16 protein-coding genes, 1 tRNA gene and 1 pseudogene are annotated in these 17,922 nt (G+C 64.2%); 7 read left to right on the top strand and 11 right to left on the bottom strand.

The features are described 5' to 3' along the window. Nucleotides 1–18: 18 nt before the first annotated feature. Complete coding sequence (gene gcvH, locus AC5RTE_RS00155) at nucleotides 19–405, bottom strand: glycine cleavage system protein GcvH (protein ID WP_494039403.1); 387 nt, start codon at nucleotides 403–405, stop codon at nucleotides 19–21. Nucleotides 406–567: 162 nt separating this feature from the next. On the opposite strand from gcvH, the gene AC5RTE_RS00150 reads away from it, so the two are divergent. Further along, entirely contained in the window at nucleotides 568–1,437 is an 870-nt protein-coding gene (locus tag AC5RTE_RS00150) for an Fpg/Nei family DNA glycosylase (protein ID WP_494039402.1), read from the top strand. 597 nt (nucleotides 1,438–2,034) lie between these two features. Then, nucleotides 2,035–2,385 (top strand): hypothetical protein, encoded by a 351-nt coding sequence (locus tag AC5RTE_RS00145; RefSeq protein ID WP_494039401.1) that lies wholly within the window; start codon nucleotides 2,035–2,037, stop codon nucleotides 2,383–2,385. A gap of 178 nt (nucleotides 2,386–2,563) precedes the next feature. Here the strand turns inward: AC5RTE_RS00145 and AC5RTE_RS00140 are convergent. From AC5RTE_RS00140 to AC5RTE_RS00095, 10 genes are all read right to left on the bottom strand, one after another. Further along, nucleotides 2,564–2,640, bottom strand: a tRNA-Pro gene (locus tag AC5RTE_RS00140). 158 nt (nucleotides 2,641–2,798) lie between these two features. Continuing rightward, complete coding sequence (gene der / locus AC5RTE_RS00135) at nucleotides 2,799–4,349, bottom strand: ribosome biogenesis GTPase Der (protein WP_494039400.1); 1,551 nt, start codon at nucleotides 4,347–4,349, stop codon at nucleotides 2,799–2,801. Nucleotides 4,350–4,359: 10 nt separating this feature from the next. Next, complete coding sequence (locus tag AC5RTE_RS00130) at nucleotides 4,360–5,040, bottom strand: lysophospholipid acyltransferase family protein (RefSeq protein WP_494040118.1); 681 nt, start codon at nucleotides 5,038–5,040, stop codon at nucleotides 4,360–4,362. A 46-nt stretch (nucleotides 5,041–5,086) separates the two neighbouring features. Then, the gene (gene cmk, locus AC5RTE_RS00125; RefSeq protein WP_494039399.1) at nucleotides 5,087–5,800 is read right to left on the bottom strand and encodes a (d)CMP kinase; all 714 of its coding nucleotides are present in this window, start codon (nucleotides 5,798–5,800) and stop codon (nucleotides 5,087–5,089) included. After that, nucleotides 5,800–6,909, bottom strand: a complete 1,110-nt coding sequence (locus tag AC5RTE_RS00120) for a prephenate dehydrogenase (RefSeq protein ID WP_494039398.1) — start codon at nucleotides 6,907–6,909, stop codon at nucleotides 5,800–5,802. Before AC5RTE_RS00120 ends, cmk begins: the two co-directional genes overlap by 1 nt. Before the next feature lie 3 nt (nucleotides 6,910–6,912). Further along, the gene (locus AC5RTE_RS00115; protein ID WP_494039397.1) at nucleotides 6,913–8,121 is read right to left on the bottom strand and encodes a pseudouridine synthase; all 1,209 of its coding nucleotides are present in this window, start codon (nucleotides 8,119–8,121) and stop codon (nucleotides 6,913–6,915) included. Between the two features lie 115 nt (nucleotides 8,122–8,236). Beyond that, nucleotides 8,237–8,899: an SMC-Scp complex subunit ScpB gene (gene scpB / locus AC5RTE_RS00110; protein WP_494039396.1), complete on the bottom strand. Its 663-nt coding sequence runs from the start codon at nucleotides 8,897–8,899 to the stop codon at nucleotides 8,237–8,239. Further along, nucleotides 8,896–9,708: a segregation and condensation protein A gene (locus AC5RTE_RS00105; protein WP_494039395.1), complete on the bottom strand. Its 813-nt coding sequence runs from the start codon at nucleotides 9,706–9,708 to the stop codon at nucleotides 8,896–8,898. The genes scpB and AC5RTE_RS00105 overlap by 4 nt, the downstream gene beginning before the upstream one ends. Before the next feature lie 7 nt (nucleotides 9,709–9,715). Next, nucleotides 9,716–10,615 carry a ParA family protein gene (locus AC5RTE_RS00100; protein ID WP_104045332.1) on the bottom strand — a complete coding sequence of 300 codons (900 nt, stop codon included), beginning with the start codon at nucleotides 10,613–10,615 and terminating at the stop codon, nucleotides 9,716–9,718. Between the two features lie 243 nt (nucleotides 10,616–10,858). Beyond that, nucleotides 10,859–12,208 carry a cation:dicarboxylate symporter family transporter gene (locus tag AC5RTE_RS00095; RefSeq protein ID WP_494039394.1) on the bottom strand — a complete coding sequence of 450 codons (1,350 nt, stop codon included), beginning with the start codon at nucleotides 12,206–12,208 and terminating at the stop codon, nucleotides 10,859–10,861. 138 nt (nucleotides 12,209–12,346) lie between these two features. Between AC5RTE_RS00095 and AC5RTE_RS00090 the strand changes: the two genes are divergently transcribed. From AC5RTE_RS00090 to prpB, 5 genes and pseudogenes are all read left to right on the top strand, one after another. After that, nucleotides 12,347–13,981 (top strand): sensor histidine kinase, encoded by a 1,635-nt coding sequence (locus AC5RTE_RS00090; RefSeq protein ID WP_494039393.1) that lies wholly within the window; start codon nucleotides 12,347–12,349, stop codon nucleotides 13,979–13,981. After that, on the top strand, nucleotides 13,978–14,691 hold the full coding sequence (locus AC5RTE_RS00085; protein WP_494039392.1) for a response regulator: 714 nt from the start codon (nucleotides 13,978–13,980) through the stop codon (nucleotides 14,689–14,691). The genes AC5RTE_RS00090 and AC5RTE_RS00085 overlap by 4 nt, the downstream gene beginning before the upstream one ends. Nucleotides 14,692–14,832: 141 nt before the next feature. Beyond that, a pseudogene (locus AC5RTE_RS00080) lies at nucleotides 14,833–15,487 on the top strand (GntR family transcriptional regulator); the annotation flags it as partial. After that, nucleotides 15,483–17,003, top strand: a complete 1,521-nt coding sequence (locus tag AC5RTE_RS00075; protein ID WP_494039391.1) for an MmgE/PrpD family protein — start codon at nucleotides 15,483–15,485, stop codon at nucleotides 17,001–17,003. The pseudogene AC5RTE_RS00080 and the gene AC5RTE_RS00075, both read left to right, overlap by 5 nt. Then, nucleotides 17,003–17,905, top strand: a complete 903-nt coding sequence (gene prpB / locus AC5RTE_RS00070; RefSeq protein WP_494039390.1) for a methylisocitrate lyase — start codon at nucleotides 17,003–17,005, stop codon at nucleotides 17,903–17,905. Before AC5RTE_RS00075 ends, prpB begins: the two co-directional genes overlap by 1 nt. Nucleotides 17,906–17,922 lie beyond the last annotated feature (17 nt).

Genomic DNA, 17,922 nt, shown 5'->3' with positions numbered 1-17,922 from the left:
GGATTTACCGGATAGCTTTTAGCCTACCTGTTGTTCGTACTCGGATGCACTGAGCAGCGACTCAACGGCGTCCGCTTCGGCGAGTTTTACTTCAATGAGCCAGCCGTCGCCGTAGGGATCGGTGTTGATCAGCGCTGAATCAGTGTCGAGGGACTCGTTCCGGGCCACCACTTCGCCGCTGACGGGCGCGTAGATGTCACTGACGCTTTTGGTGGATTCGACTTCACCAACAACTTCGTTTGCCGTAATCTTGGTGCCCACTTCCGGCATCTGGGCGTAAACGACGTCACCCAGTGCGTCCTGGGCGAAGTCGGTGATGCCCACCCGGACCACACCGTCGCCATTGGGAGCAGATACCCACTCATGTTCGGCGGTGTAGGACAGGTCTTCGGGAATGTTGCTCATCAGGGGCCTTTCATGGGTGGAACACCAATGTCAAAGGGGCCCGAACGGGCCGCCGCTGAAAGTATAGGCACAACTGCCGGAGCGTTCGCCGGGGATTCTGACAAGATGGGACGCATGAGCGCACGCACCCTTCCGGGACGCCGGGAAGCAGCGGGGTAGGCCATGCCGGAACTTCCCGAGGTGGCCGGCCTGGCTGAATTTCTCGACGATCATCTAAGGGGAACCTCGGTGACCAAAGTGCAGATCGTGTCCTTCGCTGTCCTCAAAACGGCAGATCCGCCGTTCACCGCCCTGGAAGGCAGGACGGTGACGGGCGTACGCCGCTTCGGCAAGTTTGTCAGCATCGACACCGGCAGCATCTCTCTGGTTTTCCATCTGGCCAGGGCCGGCTGGGTGCGTTTTACCGACTCTCCCACCGACGCCCAGCTGCGGATGGGTAAGGGGCACATCGCGGCGCGCTTTACCTTCGGGGGCCCGGATGGGCCGCGCGGCATCGACCTTACGGAGGCCGGTACGAAAAAGAGCCTGGCCGTCTACGTGGTGCGGGATCCCCAGGAGGTGCCGGGGATCGCAACGCTCGGGCCGGATCCGTTCACCGAGGCGTTCGACGCCGACATGCTGGCCGAAATCCTTGCAGCCAGCTCACAGCAAATCAAGGGCCTCCTGAGGAGCCAGAGTGTGATCGCCGGCATCGGCAACGCCTACAGTGACGAGATACTTCACGCTGCCCGGATCTCCCCTTTCGCCACCGCTAAATCTCTGGACCGTGAGACGGTACAGGTTCTTTATGATTCCATCCACGGTGTGCTGGGAACCGCCCTTGCCGAGGCCCGGGGGAAACCACCGAAGGACCTAAAGGACGTCAAGCGCAGCCACATGCGGGTCCATGCCCGGACCGGCGAGCCGTGTCCCGTGTGCGGCGACACCGTGCGGGAAGTTTCCTTCGCCGATACCGCCCTGCAGTACTGCCCCACGTGCCAGACCAAGGGCAAAATCCTCGCCGACCGCAGGACGTCAAAGTTCCTGAAGTAAACGCGCTTCGCGCGCTTCAGCCAATTTGTAGTTTCTGCTAATTCCCTTGCGCCTGGAACCAAAGCGTGTTTCAACAGGGTCCAGGGAGCAAGTATGTGCCACGCAGCCGAAACTGGCCGGGCAGGCCCCAACTGGGCAGAAGGCTTCCAGCGGCGCCGCAATCAACGGGGCGGAATAAGTATTCGCAGAAACTTTTGCGTAATGGAACACCGAGCCTTCACAGCGTGCGCCCAGCGACTTATCATTGTTTGCACGTCCCCCCGCATACAAACCCGGCGGACGGCATCTGATTACATGAGGGTCCAGAAACCGGCGCTCAATACGAACATAAAGTGCCTCTCTGGGCCTTTACCGTGTGTTCAGTCATCACCCACGGCGCCCCTCAACAGATAAACCGGGGGAAGTAGCAGGTTTAACATTGGTACGGGCGCTCGCATCCTCAAGCTTGGTGCTTCCTGCACATCGATCGGGCTTGAGACAAAACCGTAGACAGGCGAGTCAACAACGGAGTGGACCGCGCCCAATGACGGCCGTGCCCACGCTGCCGGCTCTCCCGTTCCTGCGGTATCGATCATGCGATCACGTAAGGAAAGTGCAATGAACAAAGTATCCCGCCTCCTCGGCTCCACCGTCCTGGCCACCGGCCTGATTCTCGGTGGGACGGCTGGCGCCGCTTCTGCCGGCGATTACAAGGACGACGACCGTAAGTCGTCGTATCACAAGCACCACAACGACAGGGACCGGGACAGGCACGAACATGCCCGCCACCACCATGGCCACGACTACAACGGCCACAAGCATGATCGCGCCTGGGACGGCAACTATAAGTATGTTTACGTCCACAACCACTACGACAAGGACTGCCACGGCAAGTACCACCGCGCCTGGTACAAGAATTACAAGGGAGAGTGGAAGTTCGTCATCTACATCTACTTGGTGAGGTACTGACAACCGAAGCGTGGGGTGCTCTCGCGACGCCTCCACATAAGGGCTGAAAAGGCCCTCTTGGCAGCGCCCAGGAATACTGTCGGCTGGGCGCTGCCAAGCCTTGAGTGAATGTCCCGATGCTGGACAGTGGCTACAAAAAAGGCCGGAACCACGCGTTTCCGCGTGGTTCCGGCCTTTGTGGTCGGGCTGACAGGATTTGAACCTGCGACCCCTTGACCCCCAGTCAAGTGCGCTACCAAGCTGCGCTACAGCCCGCTGGTTCCGCCGTTCTCCGCTGTGCATAATCCAGGATTTCCCCGAGGATTCTCACCAGCAGTCCGGCCGAACCACCTAGAAGAGCTTACACGATTCCGGAGGGTGCCAGTGACACTTTCCGGCCTTCCAGGTCTCCCGTGTCGCAAAGATCACCGGAATCAGCGCTTCTTGCCGCGCTTTTCCCGCACCCGCATGTTGACCTCGATGGGAGTGCCCTCGAAACCGAAGGTTTCCCGCAGCCTGCGGGTGATGAAGCGGCGGTAGCCGGGGTCCAGGAATCCGGTTGTGAACAGCACGAATTTTGGCGGCCTGCTTGAGGCTTGGGTGCCGAAAAGGATGCGCGGCTGCTTGCCGCCGCGGACAGGGTGCGGGTGCGCGGCCACGAGTTCGCCGAGGAAGGCATTAAGGCGGCCTGTGGCGATGCGCTTGTCCCAGTTTTCCAGCGCCAGGTCCAGTGCCGGAACCAGGCGGTCCTTGTGCCAGCCGGTCTTGGCCGAGATATTGACGCGGGGCGCCCACTCAACATGGGCCAGGTCCTGCTCAATTTCACGTTCGAGGTAACGCCGGCGTTCGTCGTCGAGCAGGTCCCACTTGTTGAAGGCGAGCACCATGGCGCGGCCCGATTCGATGGCGAGCTGGAGGATCCGGACGTCCTGCTCGCTGAGGACTTCGTCCACGGCGAGGAGCACGACGGCGACCTCGGCCTTCTCGAGCGCGGCCTGCGTGCGCAGGGAGGCGTAGTAGTCCGCGCCCTGGGCCATGTGCTGGCGGCGGCGGATGCCTGCAGTGTCCACGAACCGCCAGGTGCGGCCGCCAAGTTCGATAAATTCGTCCACGGGATCACGGGTTGTGCCGGCGGTGTTGTCCACCACCACTCGCTCGGTGCCGGCCAGCTTATTCAGCAGTGAAGACTTGCCCACGTTGGGGCGCCCGATCAGCGCAATCCTGCGGGGGCCGCCGGAGCGTTCCAATCCTTCGATCGTGGAGAACTCGGGGAGGACGTCCATGACATGGTCCAAAAGGTCGGCCACGCCACGGCCATGCAGCGCAGAGACCGGATACGGCTCGCCGAAGCCGAGGCCCCACAACGTGGCGGAGTCGGCTTCCTGGGCGAAGTCGTCAACCTTGTTGGCCACCATGATGACCGGCTTCTTGCTGCGGCGCAGCATCCTCATCACACCTTCGTCGGTGGCGGTGGCACCCACAGCGGAATCAACCACGAAGAGGACTGCGTCTGCAAGTTCCACGGCCATTTCCGCCTGGTCGGCCACCCGCGCGTGAATGCCCCGCGCGTCGTGCTCCCAGCCGCCGGTGTCCACCAGGGTGAAGTTGCGGCCGTTCCAGTTGGCGGAGTACATCACGCGGTCGCGGGTAACGCCGGGGGTGTCCTCCACTACGGCTTCGCGGCGGCCCAGGATGCGGTTGACCAAGGTGGACTTGCCGACGTTGGGGCGCCCGATGATGGCCAGGACGGGATCGAGCTTGACCGGGCCTTCATAGTCCTCGTCGTCGTATTCGCCGCTGAGCAGCGCGGCGTCGTCCTCGTCAAGGTCGTAGTCCTCCAGGCCCGCCCGGAGCGAGGCAGCACGGAGCTCGGCCTCGTCGTCGTCTATCGCGGCCAGCCGTTCGGCCACCTGGTCCGCGCCGGAGGGGATGTATTCGTCGTCGCCGGCGCCGGTGTGGCCGGAATTCTGGGTTGTGTCGCTCATTGCATCGTCCTTAGTGGTCATCTGCCGGCGTCCCGGCTACTGCTGTGAAATCTTTAGAAAAGTGTGCATCCGGCAGGGGCTGGCCTGTGAGCTGGATGGAGTCCTGCACGTGCCCCGATAATGCCGCCCGGATCTCCAGGGCCGCCCGGTCCAGGGAAGCCCGGCCGCTTTCACCGGCCCTTCGTGTCAGCGTCAGCGCATTTCCGAAGCTGACATGGAACCGCCTGCCCGGCCGCGGAACCGAATCCAGGTGCTCGTCCCCCTTGCGGGTGCCCAGGATGGCCACCGGCACTACCGGAGCGCCGGAGTTCAACGCAAGCCAGGCCACGCCGCCATTGATGTCAGCGGCTGCCCCGCTCCCCCGCGTACCTTCGGGAAGGATCCCGACGCAACGGCCGGAGTCCAGCACGTCCCTGCAGCGTTGCAGTGCCGCACGGTCACCTGACCGGTCCACGGGCAACTGGCCGGATGCGGTCAGCACCCCGCCAAGAAAGCCCTTGAACATCTCCTGTTTCACCAGGATGTGCATGGGGCGCGGCGACGCCCCGAACATCACCGGTCCGTCCAGGAAGCTGATGTGGTTGCCTGCGAAAATGACGGGACCGCCGGTGGGAACGTTGTCCCGGCCAGTGACCGACGTCCGGTAGACCAGGTGGTCCAGGATCCAGCCGACGGGCCTGCTCCAGGCCATGGTCCAGGCGGATGGGATGTCCGGCCTGGGCTTGGCCGCGGTGGTATCAGTCACGGTTCAAAACCTTGGTCACAATCACGAGGGCCGCGGCAACTGTTTGGTCGAAGTCCAGATCGGAAGAATCGAGGGTCACTACGCCGGAAGCGGCCTGCGTGAAGTTGACCACCGTGGAGTCCTTGGCGTCACGGTGCGTTACCTGTGCGGCCAGCTGCTCGGCGTTTTGTGTACCGCCTAGCTGGATTCCGCGCCGGCGCAGCCGTGCTTCTTCGCTGGCCGTCAGCAGCATGCGCACCTCAGCACCGGGGGCGACGACGGTGGTGATGTCCCTGCCCTCCACCACCATTCGGCGGTGGTGCTTGTCGATCAGTTCGCGCTGGCGACGGATGAGCTCCGTCCGCGCCCCCAGGGTGGTGGCAACGGCACTGACTGCCGAGGAGATGGCAGGTTCACGGATGGCATCCGTAACGTCAACCCCGCCCACGCGGACGTACTCCTCCTGCGGGCTGGTGCTCAGGGCCAGGACCAGGTCCCTGGACGCCTGCTCCACCGCCGCGCCGTCGTCAAGGTCGATGCCCTGGTTAACGCAGTACCAGGTAAGAGCCCGGTACATTGCGCCGGTGTCCAGGTAGGCAAGCCGGAGCCTGCGGGCCACTTCCTTGCTGACGCTGGACTTGCCGGAACCCGACGGCCCGTCGATGGCAACCACCAACGGCCTGCCGACGCGAAGCGCAGGCACGGTGTCAAGGAGTTCTTGTGTCATTACTGGAGTACCCGCCATCCGCGGTCGTTGAGTGCTTCGATCAGGTGGTCATGCTTGTTCGGCAACACGGAGATTTCCACCATACCCACGTTTTGGCCTGACGAGTGGTCCAGGCGCAGGTCCTCGAGGTTCACGCCGATCTCGCCGATCTCGGTGAGGAGCCGGGCAATTTGACCCGGCTTGTCGTCCACCAGGACGGTGAGCCACGAATACGCCTGGGGAGGCCCGCCGTGCTTGCCCGGAATCCGCGCCTGTCCCGCGTTGCCTTCACTCATCAGCTGTGCCAGGTCAAGCCGGGCGCCCGGGGCTGTTGGCTCTTCCAGCGTGCTGATAAGGCGGTTGAGGTCCTCCCGAACACCGTAGAGGATTTCGACCACCTTGGCCGCGTTGCCGCCCAGGATCTGGACCCAGAGGGAAGGATCACTCGCGGCGATCCGGGTGACATCCCGCAGTCCGTTGCCTGCAAGGGACAATGCGTGCATCGGGGTTCCCTGCAGCCGGCTGGCCAAAAGCGATGACATGACCTGCGGCAAATGCGATACCAGGGCCACGGCTTCATCGTGTTCGTCAGCAGTGAACTGGGAAACAACCGCCCCCAGGTCCGTAGCCAGTGAGCGGGCGGTCTGAAGGGCAGCGCCGGACGTTTCCTCCGAGGGGCACACTACCCATGGCATCGAGGTGAATAGCTCTCCGCGGGCTGCAACGGGGCCGGACTTTTCCCGCCCGGCCATAGGATGCGTGCCAACGTAGCGGGAAAGATCCACGCCGCGGCTGCGCAGCGCAGCGAGGATTTCCGCCTTGACACTTGCGATGTCCACAACCACGGAGTGCGGGTAATCAGCCAGCGCCTTTGCCACAACATCGGCCGTGACGTCCGGCGGTGCTGCGACAACCACCAGCTGCGGGCTGGGGCCGGCAAGCCCGGCCAAGGGCTGGCCCGCGCCAATGTCCACGGCAACAGCCTGGTTGGTAGGCGAAGGGTCGGAAAGGAAAACCGGCACACCCCGGCCGCGCAGGCCCAACCCGATGCTGGTGCCCAGCAGCCCCGTGCCGAGGACCACCACGGGACCGTCCAGGTGCCCGCGGCCCTGGCTGTGGAAAGCGGACATGCCCTAGAGCCCTACGGACGCCAGCAGATGGCCGACTTCCTGCTTGCCAAGGTTGCGGATGCTTCCCTGGCGCTGGTCACCCAGGCCGATGGGACCTACCTTGACGCGGACCAGCCGCAGTACCGGGAATCCGACGGCGTCGAACAGGCGGCGGACAATGCGGTTCTTGCCGGAGTGCAGCACTACTTCGATCAGGACGTGGCCGGGAGTGGAATCCACGAGCCGGAAGGAATCCACTGACGCGAAACCGTCCTCAAGTTCCACACCTTCCTTGAGCTTGGCACCAATGCCCTGCGGGAAGGGGCCCCGGACCTGGACCAGGTACGTCTTGGGCACCTCGTAGGAGGGGTGCGTCAGGCGGTTGGCGAGTTCGCCGTCGTTGGTCAGCAGCAGCAGGCCCTCGGTAGCGACGTCGAGCCGGCCCACGTGGAACAGGCGTTCGCCCTGCTGGTGGCGGAGGAAGTCGCTGATGCAGGGGCGGCCCTCGGGATCCTCCATGGTGGAAACAACGCCCTTGGGCTTGTTGAACACCATGTACACCAGGTTCTCGTCGAGCTGGATCCGGAGTCCATCAACGTGGATGACAGCGGTTTTGGGGTCGATGCGGACGCCGAGCTCGGTGACTACCTGGCCGTCCACCTCCACCCGGCCCTCGGCAATCATTTCCTCGCAGACACGGCGTGACGCGACGCCGGCGGAGGCCATGACTTTCTGCAGGCGGACGCCGTCGGCATCATGGAGTTCGGACTGGGGAACCTCGCCCCGCGGGGCTTTCCTGCGGGAGGGCCGGCGGACCGGACCCAGGTTCTGGCCGAAGCGTTCGCTGCCGAAAGCACGGGAAGCTGCTGCTCCCGGCGCGCCAGTGCGCGGTTTTGGCTTGAGGGCTCCCGGGGTCCCTGGTGCTTTCTTCGCGCCGGGCTTGCGGGCGGCAGGCTTCCGTGAAGAGGGTTTGGCGGATTTTGGATCCGTTGCTCCACGGCCCGGCTGGGCACCGGCAGCAGCCTCGTCCGGATCGATGAAGCGCTCCTCGCGGGGCTTGGGTGCGCGGTGCGGGCGGTCGCTGCCGAATCCGGCACCGCGCTTTGGGGCCCCGCCGCGGAAACCGCCGCCCGGCTTGCCGCCCTGGGAGGTGCTGCGCTGTGATGAGTTTCGTTCCGAACCGTTGCGTCCCGAACCGTTACGTGGTGAACCCTGGCGTCCCGCCTGTGTCATGACCCGTCCTTCGATATGTTGACCGGCTGGGTGTCCATGGACAACCCTAGCCAGCCCTGCAGAAATAATCTGCCCTTGTGAGTACTCTTGCGTGCAGCCCGGGGTTACGCCCTGGCTACGTTCCTTCGGTGTCGTAGAACTCTGCGATGCCGTCCAGCCCCGGCAGATGCGGGGACAGCTGCGGCAGCTCAGCCACCGAGCCGATCCCCATCCGTTCCAGGAAATATGAAGTGGTCCGGTAGAGGATGGCGCCGGACTCTGGATCCGTTCCCGAGTCCTCGATCAGTCCGCGCTGGGCAAGCGTCCGTACGACAGAGTCAACATTGACTCCCCTGATTGCGGACACCCTGGCCCTGGATACCGGCTGGCGGTATGCAATGACCGCCAGCGTTTCCAAGGCGGCCTGGGTAAGCCTGGCCGTCTGGCCCTCCAGCACATATTTGCCCACGATGTGCGCAAACTCCGTACGGGAGTAGATCCGCCAGCCACCGGCGACTTTCCGCAATTCAAAACCCCGGGGGCTGGAGCCTAGACCAGTTCCACTGGCTTGATCCAAATCCGGGGCTTTAACAGTATAGCCGCTATACTCCCGCTGAAGTTCTGCGAGCAGGGCAGCGACGGTGGCAAGGGGAAGGTCAAGTCCTGCCGCCAGTTCTTCCTCCGAGGCCGGCTGGTCGATGACCATAAGTACCGCCTCAAGGGCGGCCTTGGCCCCGCCGGGAAGACTTTCAATGTCCGGCCCCGCAGCGGGGGCCGCTTTTGTTCGCTGCTCAGTCACAGCTGCTCCTCAAATTCTTCGCTCAGGTTTTCGGCAGACCATTCCGCCTTTCTGGCAGTCCAATAAACAGCCAGGTCCCCGAGCGGGGACAGTTGGTCGAAGGAAACAGCCTTGTCCCGGAACAGTTCCAGGAGGGCAAGGAACCTCGCAACAACCACCAGGGTGGATTCGGCATCGGCGATCAGGGCGCGAAAGGTCAGCGGTGATTCAAGCTGAAGCCGCAGGCCCATCGCTTCTGCCTGCTCCTTTACGCTGACATTGCCCCCATGAAGGTGTGACAGGCCGACTTCTGTTGGCTTTGGGGCCTTCGGCAGCAGGGCGGCCTCAGCCATGCGGGCAAACTGTTGAGGAGTGTGCTTCCAGACGAGCTCGGGAAGCATGGCGGCGAAGTGTCCCTCCAGTGCCACCTGCCGGGGAAAGCGCTCGGCCTCCTGCTGCAGGGTTTCGCCCAAAAGGCCCGCGACGTGCTTGAAGGCCTTGTACTGGAGCAACCGGGCGAAGAGCAGGTCCCTGGCTTCCAGCAGCGCGATGTCTTCATCGTTCTCGACCTCCCCGGCAGGGAGCAGCCGGGCGGCTTTGAGGTCCAGCAGCGTGGCCGCGATGACCAGAAACTCACTGGCCTCGTCCAGGGCCCACTCTTCGCCCAGTTTCTGCAGGTTCCGGATGTACTTGATGAACTCGTCGGTCACCGTGGCAATGGCTACCTCGGTGATGTCCAGCTGGTGCTTTGCAATCAGTCCCAGCAGGAGGTCGAAGGGTCCTGTGAAGTTGGCAAGCCGTACCTCGAAGCCGGGTTTTGATTCGGCCACCGGGTGGCTACGGTGCGCCGCCGCGCGAAATCAGCTCCTTGGCCAGCCTGCGGTAGGCGTCGGCACCCACGTGGTTGCCCGCGTAGCTGGTGATCGGTTCTGCTGCGACAGTAGCGTCCGCGAACTTGATGGAGCGCTTGATGACGGTTTCGAAAACCTTGTCCCCGAAGGCCTCCACCAGGCGGGTGATGACCTCGCGGCTGTGCAGCGTCCGGGCGTCGTACATGGTGGCCAGAACACCGTCCACCTGCAGGCGCGGGTTAAGCCTGTCCTGGACCTTGTCGATGGTCTCCACCAGTAGCGCAACGGCGCGCAGGGCGAAGAACTCGCAGATGAGCGGAATGATGACGCCGTGCGCGGCGGTGAGGGCGTTGACGGTCAGGAGGCCAAGGGACGGCTGGCAGTCGATGAGGACGACATCGTAATCGTCCTCCACTTTTTTGAGGGCACGGTCGAGGACCTGCTCGCGGGCCACCTCGTTGACCAACTGGACTTCCGCCGCGGAAAGGTCGATGTTTGCGGGCAGGAGGTCCACGTTTTCCACGCCTGTCTGGTGGATGGCGTCACGGATGTCCACCTTGCGGTCCATCAGCACGTTATAGACGGTGAGGTCGAGTTCATGCGGATTAACGCCCAGGCCGGCAGACAGTGCGCCCTGGGGATCAAAGTCGACCAGGAGCACACGGCGGCCGTACTCGGCCAGTGCTGCCGCGAGGTTGATGGTGGAGGTGGTCTTCCCTACGCCGCCCTTTTGGTTGACCATGGCAATGACGCGGGCCGGACCGTGGGAGGCCAGGGGCGCTGGTTCCGGGAACTCACGGTAGGGGCGCCCGGTGGGTCCCATCACCGCATCTTCCAGGTCGAATTGCGTGCCCTCCAGAGTTGCTGAACCCTGTTCGCTGCTCACGTATCTATCCACACTTTCGATGACGTTGATTTCCTGCCGCTGGCTGGCCAGCAACGCTCCTTCTTCTTCCCAAGGTTACAGCGCCCGACACGGTATTCGAGGCAACTTGACTTTCTGCGGATGTTGAGCCTTGACCCTCTAGCTGAGGTCGAAGGTTGGCCCGCAACAAGACAAAACCGCCCCCGCAGCGAAGGCTGCGGGGGCAATTTTGTCTTGTCGGCAGAGCTTCCGCCGTAAGGAGGATCAGGCGCTGGCGGGAACCGTCCGGGCTCCTTCTTCCTTGTGCGCCACCTCGCCGTGGTGGTGCGCCATCATGGTTGCCTCGTCGAACGGTTCGCGGCCGGAGAGGACGTCGTCCACCTGGGCGCCGTCGATTTCCTTGACCCAGGTGCCGATCAGGATGGTGGCCACAGCGTTGCCGGTGAAGTTGGTGAGGGCACGGGCCTCGGACATGAACCGGTCGATGCCGACAATCATGCCCACGCCGCCCAGCAGTTCCGGCTTGTGTGCCTGCAGGCCGGCGGCAAGGGTGGCCAGGCCGGCGCCGGTGACGCCGGCGGCGCCCTTGGAAGCGATGATCATAAAGACCAGCAGGGAGATCTGTGCGCCGAGGTCCAGCGGGGTTCCCATGGCGTTGGCAACGAAGAGAGAGGCCATGGTCAGGTAGATGGCCGTGCCGTCCAGGTTAAAGGAGTAGCCGGTGGGTACCGTGACGCCGACGACAGGCTTGGAGACGCCGAGGTGTTCCATCTTGGCGATCAGGCGGGGCAGGGCAGCTTCGGAGGAGGACGTGGAGAAGATGAGCAGGTACTCCCGGCCCAGGTACTTCATCAGCTTGAAGATGTTGACCCCGGTAACCACCTTGAGCAGGCCGCCCAGGATAATGACGATGAACAGGGCGCAGGTGATGTAGAAGGCGGCCATCAGGGTGAACATGCTGACGATGGCCTGGAAGCCGGTGGCGCCAACTACGGCGGCGATGGCACCGAAGGCGCCGACGGGGGCGAGCCACATGATCATGATCAGGATGCGGAAGACCAGTACCTGGCCGTGGCCGATGGCCTTGAGGATCGGCGCGCCCTGCGGGCCCATCTTCTGAAGCGCGAAGCCAACGAGGATGGCGGCGAACAGCGTCGGCAGGACCGGAATATCGCCCGGGATGATGTTGAGCAGGAAGGCGACGGTGCTGTCGACCTCTGCCTTTTTGTTGGGATCGTACGGCGCCAGCTTCAGGCCCTCGCCCGGGTGGATCAGGTTGCCCACCACCAGGCCGATCGCGAGCGCGAACGTCGACATCGCGACGAAGTAACCGAGCGCCAGGCCGCCCACTTTGCCCACCGTGGCCGCCTTGGCGATGGAGCCGATGCCCAGGACGATGGTGCAGAAGATCACCGGAGCGATCATCATCTTAATGAGCTTGATGAACCCGTCGCCGAGCGGCTTGAGGGATTTGCCAACCTCAGGGAACATCAGGCCGACCAGTGCGCCGAGGATGACGGCGGCGATAACGGCGATGTAGAGGTAATGCGATTTGTCGATGCCCTTGCGCCGCGTCCCCACGGTGTCAAGCGACTCTCCTCGTTGAGAAGCCATGATGTGTCTCCTTTGGATAATCTGATAGACGCTGCGGCACAATCTCTGGGCTCTACGCGTCCTCCGGTGTGATATCCATCATTGGGCACGTGGTGATCCAGCTCACCGTTGCGTTCATATTGGTCGTGGGAGGTACAGATGATCCACCGCTGGAGTATCGCCCGACGGCTCTTCGTGGCGAACCTGCTGATTGTGGCGGCGTTCATCGCCGTGGTTGGCACGGCCACGTATGTGGACGCCCGCGACCGCACCTATGACGAAGCGGGGCAGCGGATGGCGGGAATAGCAGCTGCCATCGCAGCCAGTCCGCTGGTGTTGGAAGCGGCCGCTTCCCCAAACCCGTCCCCCACCCTCCAGCCGTTTGCCAATAACGTCATGGCGGCAACCGGCGTGGACTTCATCACCATCATGGCGCCGGACCGGACGCGGTGGACGCATCCCCGGAACCAGGAAATCGGACGGCCCTACATTGGTTCCATCGAGGCCGCGCTTCGCGGCGAGGCCTTCACTGAGGTGGTGGCCGGAACCCTTGGGCCATCAGTCCGCTCCATCGTTCCAGTCAAGGACGGCACGGGAGCGGTGAAGGCTATGGTGTCTGTCGGCGTGACTGTGCGGACCATCGATGTGGCCCTCGCCGGGCGCCTGCCCGCCCTCCTGGCCATCGGCCTGGCCCTGCTGGTTGGGGGCTCCCTCGCGTCGTGGCTGCTGGGCCGCTACCTCCGCCGGGTCACCCGCGGCTGGGGGCCGGAGCAGCTTGCCCAACTGTTTGCATACTACGAATCGGTGCTGCATTCCGTACGGGAGGGACTGATCCTCATCGACACAAAGGGCCAGGTGGTGATGTACAACGACCAGGCGGCGGAACTGCTGGGCCTGGAAGGACCCGCCAGCAAAGACCCTGCCCGTCCGCCCTCGCTGGCCGACTTGCCGCTCGAGGAGGGGCTCCGGACGCTCTTCGAGTCCGGGCGAAGCGCCAAGGACGAGATCATCCTGACCGGTTCGCGCATCCTGGTGGTCAACCAGGGTCCCGCCAAGGGGCCCGGATCCCCGGGCAGCCGCGGCAGAACGCCCGTGTACGGCACCGTGGCAACATTGCGGGACCGCACAGAAATAGAAGCCCTTGGCAGCGAGCTGGAAACAATGCGCACCCTCTCCGATGCCCTCCGGGCCCAGACGCACGAACACGCCAACCGGCTGCACACCATGGTTTCCCTGCTGGAACTGGGCCGCACCCAGGAGGCCCTGGCCTTCGCCACCAAGGACCTGGAGCTTAGCCAGCAGCTGACCGATGACATGCTCAGCTCCGTGGATGAGCCCGTTGTTGGCGCCCTGGTGATGGGCAAGGTGGCTGAAGCCCACGAACGCGGGGTGCAGCTGGATGTGGCAACCCTCGGCTCAGCCAGCGTTGCCGGAATCGCCGTCCAGGACCTGGTGACCATCCTTGGTAACCTGCTGGACAACGCCATGGACGCGGCGGCGGACGGCCCGCCGCCGCGCCGGGTGGAGCTCACGGTGGAGTCCGACGAGGAAGGACTGGACATCACAGTCCATGATTCCGGCCCCGCCATCGATCAGGCCGCAGCGGAGAACATTTTGCGGCACGGGTACAGCACCAAACCGGCAGGCCCCGGCGGCCGGGGCATTGGGCTCGCCCTGGTACGGCAGGCGGTCCAGCGCCTGGGAGGCAGCCTTGCCATTAATGGACGGCGGGGCGCCAAGTTCGAGGTGTTCCTCCCCGCAGCAATGCCGGCACAGAAGGAGCACCAACAATGAGCATCATCCGGGTCCTCGTTGTGGAGGACGAGGCCATCGCAGCCGCCGCGCACGCAGCCTACGTGGGGCGGCTGCCAGGCTTCGAACTCGCCGGCACCGCCCCCGACGGCCAGTCAGCCCTGCGGTTGCTGAACGAATTCGCCGCCGCGGGAAACCCGGTGGAACTTGTTTTGCTGGACATGAACCTGCCCGACCTCCATGGCCTGGACATTGCCCGCCGGATGAGGGCAGCAGGAATACTTGCAGACATCATCGCCATTACAGCAGTCCGGGAGCTGGCCATCGTCCGCAGCGCCGTTGCCATCGGTGTTGTCCAGTACCTGATCAAGCCGTTCACCTACGCAACCTTTGCGGACAAACTGGCAAGCTACCAGCAGTTCCGGCAGCAACTGGCCGGACCGCAAGGCGGGTACGGGAAGTCAGGGGCCTCCCAAACGGACGTGGACCAGGCGTTTGCCAGCCTGCGGGCACCCTCCGAACTGCCCCTGCCGAAGGGCCTCTCGGTGTCCACCCTGGCTTCGGTCCAGGAGTTCATAAAGCAGCAGCACGGCGCCGTCTCCGCCACCGAGGTCATGGACGCGCTGGGCATGTCCCGCGTCACCGCGCGCCGCTACCTGGAGTACCTCGCCGACGCCGGAACGGTATCCAGGACAGCCCGCTACGGCACGCCGGGCCGGCCGGAGAACGAATACCGGTGGAGCGGCCGTTAACCCGGCCTGTACATTGGCTGGATCGAGCACCTGCAGAGCCGCTGTATACACACGGCGGGAGTTGAGGGTCTTTTTTCGGGGAACGGTGCAAAAGGCAGGCCCTCCTGTATACACTGGCCTTCCACCAGCGAAGGGAAACCAGTGCGAGCAAGCGACCGCGCCTACGCCGCGCTGCGGGATGACATCGTCCAGTGGCGCCTCCAGCCAGGCGCCCTGCTTGCCGAAGTGGAGCAGGCAGAACGCCTGGGCGTCTCACGCACGCCACTCCGGGAGGCGCTGGGGCGCCTGACCGCAGAAGGACTGACGACGGCGGCGGGCGGCCGCGGCGTCGTCGTCACAGATATTTCGCTGGAGGATATTGACGAACTGTTCGAACTCCGGGAGACGCTGGAAGGCAAGGCAGCCGCCCTCGCCGCCGAACGGGGCGATCCGGAAACGTTCCGGGAGCTCGAAGCCGGCTTCCGGGCAGCACCGTCGCTCCTTACCGGGGCTGCCCCCGCCCTGGAGGACTATTACCTGCTGGTGGGCCGGCTGGACACCGCCGTTGATTCCGCAATCTCCAATTCCTACCTTGCCCAGGCCATGCGCAGCCTTCGGGTCCATCTGGTCCGCATCCGACGCCTTGCTGCCGATGACGCTTCCCGGCTCACAGCAGCAGCGGCGGAGCATGCCACCATCGCCGAGGCCATTGCGGCCCGGGACCCGCGCCTGGCCCAGGCAGCCACCACCCTCCACCTCCACCGCAGCCTGTGCCACATCAAAGCCACCCACCCATCCCGCTAAGGAGCACCATGGTCAAGGAACACCACGTCCGCGTTTACAAAAGCGAAGAAAACCTGCCGCGCGAGGACCAGCTTGCGTACAAAATCGCGAAGGTTGCAGCCGATCCCGTAAAGGTGCCCGCCGACGTCACGGACATGGTGATCAACCGCGTTATTGACAATGCTTCGGTGGCAGTCGCCTCGCTCAACCGGGCACCGATCATTGCAGCCCGGGCGCAGGCACTCACCCACGGCCCCAGCTCCGGCGGAAAGGGCTCACATGTCTTTGGGATCGGCGAGCGCGTCTCCCCTGAGTGGGCGGCGTGGGCCAATGGGGTGGCGGTGCGTGAGCTGGACTACCATGACACGTTCCTGGCGGCGGATTACTCCCACCCCGGGGACAACATTCCGCCGATCCTCGCCGTGGGCCAGCATGTAGGGTCCAGCGGCCGGGACCTGGTGCGTGCCATCGCCACAGGATATGAAATCCAGGTGAACCTGGTGAAGGCAATCTGCCTGCACAAGCACAAGATCGACCATGTTGCCCATTTGGGCCCTTCCGCCGCGGCGGGGATCGGAACATTGCTGGGGCTCGACGTCGAAACCATCTTCCAGTCCGTGGGACAGGCCCTGCACACCACCACCGCCACGCGGCAGTCCCGCAAGGGTGAGATCTCCACGTGGAAGGCCCACGCCCCGGCCTTCGCCGGCAAGATGGCAGTGGAAGCGGCAGACCGGGCGATGCGCGGACAGACTTCCCCGGTTCCCATTTACGAAGGCGAGGACGGGGTGATCGCCTGGCTGCTGGACGGCCCCGACGCCTCCTACCAGGTACCACTGCCCGAAGCCGGCGAGGCCAAGCGGGCCATCCTGGACACCTACACCAAAGAACACTCCGCTGAGTACCAGGCGCAGGCCTGGATTGACCTGGCGCGGAAGCTGAACCGGAAGCACCCTGAGGCTACGGATCCCGCCAACGTGAAGTCGGTGCTGATCCGCACCAGCCACCACACCCACAACGTCATCGGGTCCGGGGCCAACGATCCGCAGAAGTACAGCCCCACCGCTTCACGGGAAACCCTTGACCACTCCATCCCCTACATCTTCACTGTCGCCCTGCAGGACGGCGCCTGGCACCACCTGGACTCCTACTCCCCCGCCCGTGCTGCCCGCCCGGACACTGTAGACCTGTGGCAAAAGGTCAGCACCGAGGAAGACCCCGAGTGGACCCGCCGGTACCACTCACTGGACATCTCAGAGAAGGCCTTCGGCGGCTCCGTGGAAATCACCCTCGCAGACGGGACCGTCCTCAAGGATGAGATCGCCGTTGCCGACGCCCACCCGCTCGGCGCCCGTCCCTTCGACCGTTCTCAGTACGTCAACAAGTTCCGCACCCTCGCCGCCGGCCTCGTGGAGGAAGCGGAGATCGATCGGTTCCTTGCCGCCGTCGAACGCCTGCCGGAGCTCGCTGCCGGCGAGCTGGACCAGCTGAACATCACCGCGGCGCCCGGCGTCATCGATCCCGCCGCCTCCCCCAAAGGACTCTTCTGATGCTGTACTCCAAGGTCACCCCCGAGCAGAAGCGGCTCCGGTTCCGCGAACTCCTGGCCGCCGGGACCATCGCCCAGTTCCCCGGGGCATTCAACCCGCTGTCAGCCCGGTTGATCGAGGAAAAGGGCTTTGACGGCGTCTACATCTCCGGGGCCGTCCTGGCCAATGATTTGGGCCTGCCCGACATCGGCCTGACCACCCTCACGGAAGTGGCCACCCGCGCCGGGCAAATCGCCCGCATGACGGACCTGCCCGCAATCGTGGACGCCGACACCGGCTTTGGTGAACCAATAAACGTGGCACGGACGGTGCAGGAACTTGAGAACGCAGGTTTGGCCGGGCTTCACATCGAGGACCAGTTCAACCCCAAGCGCTGCGGCCACCTGGACGGCAAAAACGTTGTGGACCTGGAGACGGCAACCAAACGCATCCGCGCCGCCGCGGACGCCCGCCGCGACCCGAACTTCCTCATCATGGCGCGAACCGACATCCGCGCCGTGGACGGGCTCGAGGCCGCGCAGGACCGCGCCCGGGCCCTCGTGGAAGCGGGAGCGGACGCCATCTTCCCCGAGGCCATGAAGGACCTTGGCGAGTTCCGGGCCATCCGGGAAGCCGTGAACGTGCCGATCCTTGCCAACATGACCGAGTTCGGCAAAAGCGACCTGTTCACCACGGAGCAGCTTCAACGTGCCGGCGTGAACATGGTCATCTATCCGGTAACGCTTCTCCGTAGTGCCATGGGCGCCGCCGAGCGTACGCTGGAATCGATCAAGGCTGAGGGCACGCAGGAAGCGCAGGTGGGCAGCATGCTGACCCGCGCACGCTTATACGATCTCGTTGACTACGAAGGCTATAACCGCTTCGACAGCGGAGTATTCAATTTCCGGGTCCCCGGGGAGTAGGGAAAGCCACGCCGGCC

Source organism: Arthrobacter sp. K41, from assembly GCF_059089645.1.
The sequence above is the reverse complement of the archived record's forward strand: the minus strand, read 5'-3'. Positions and strand labels throughout refer to the sequence as shown.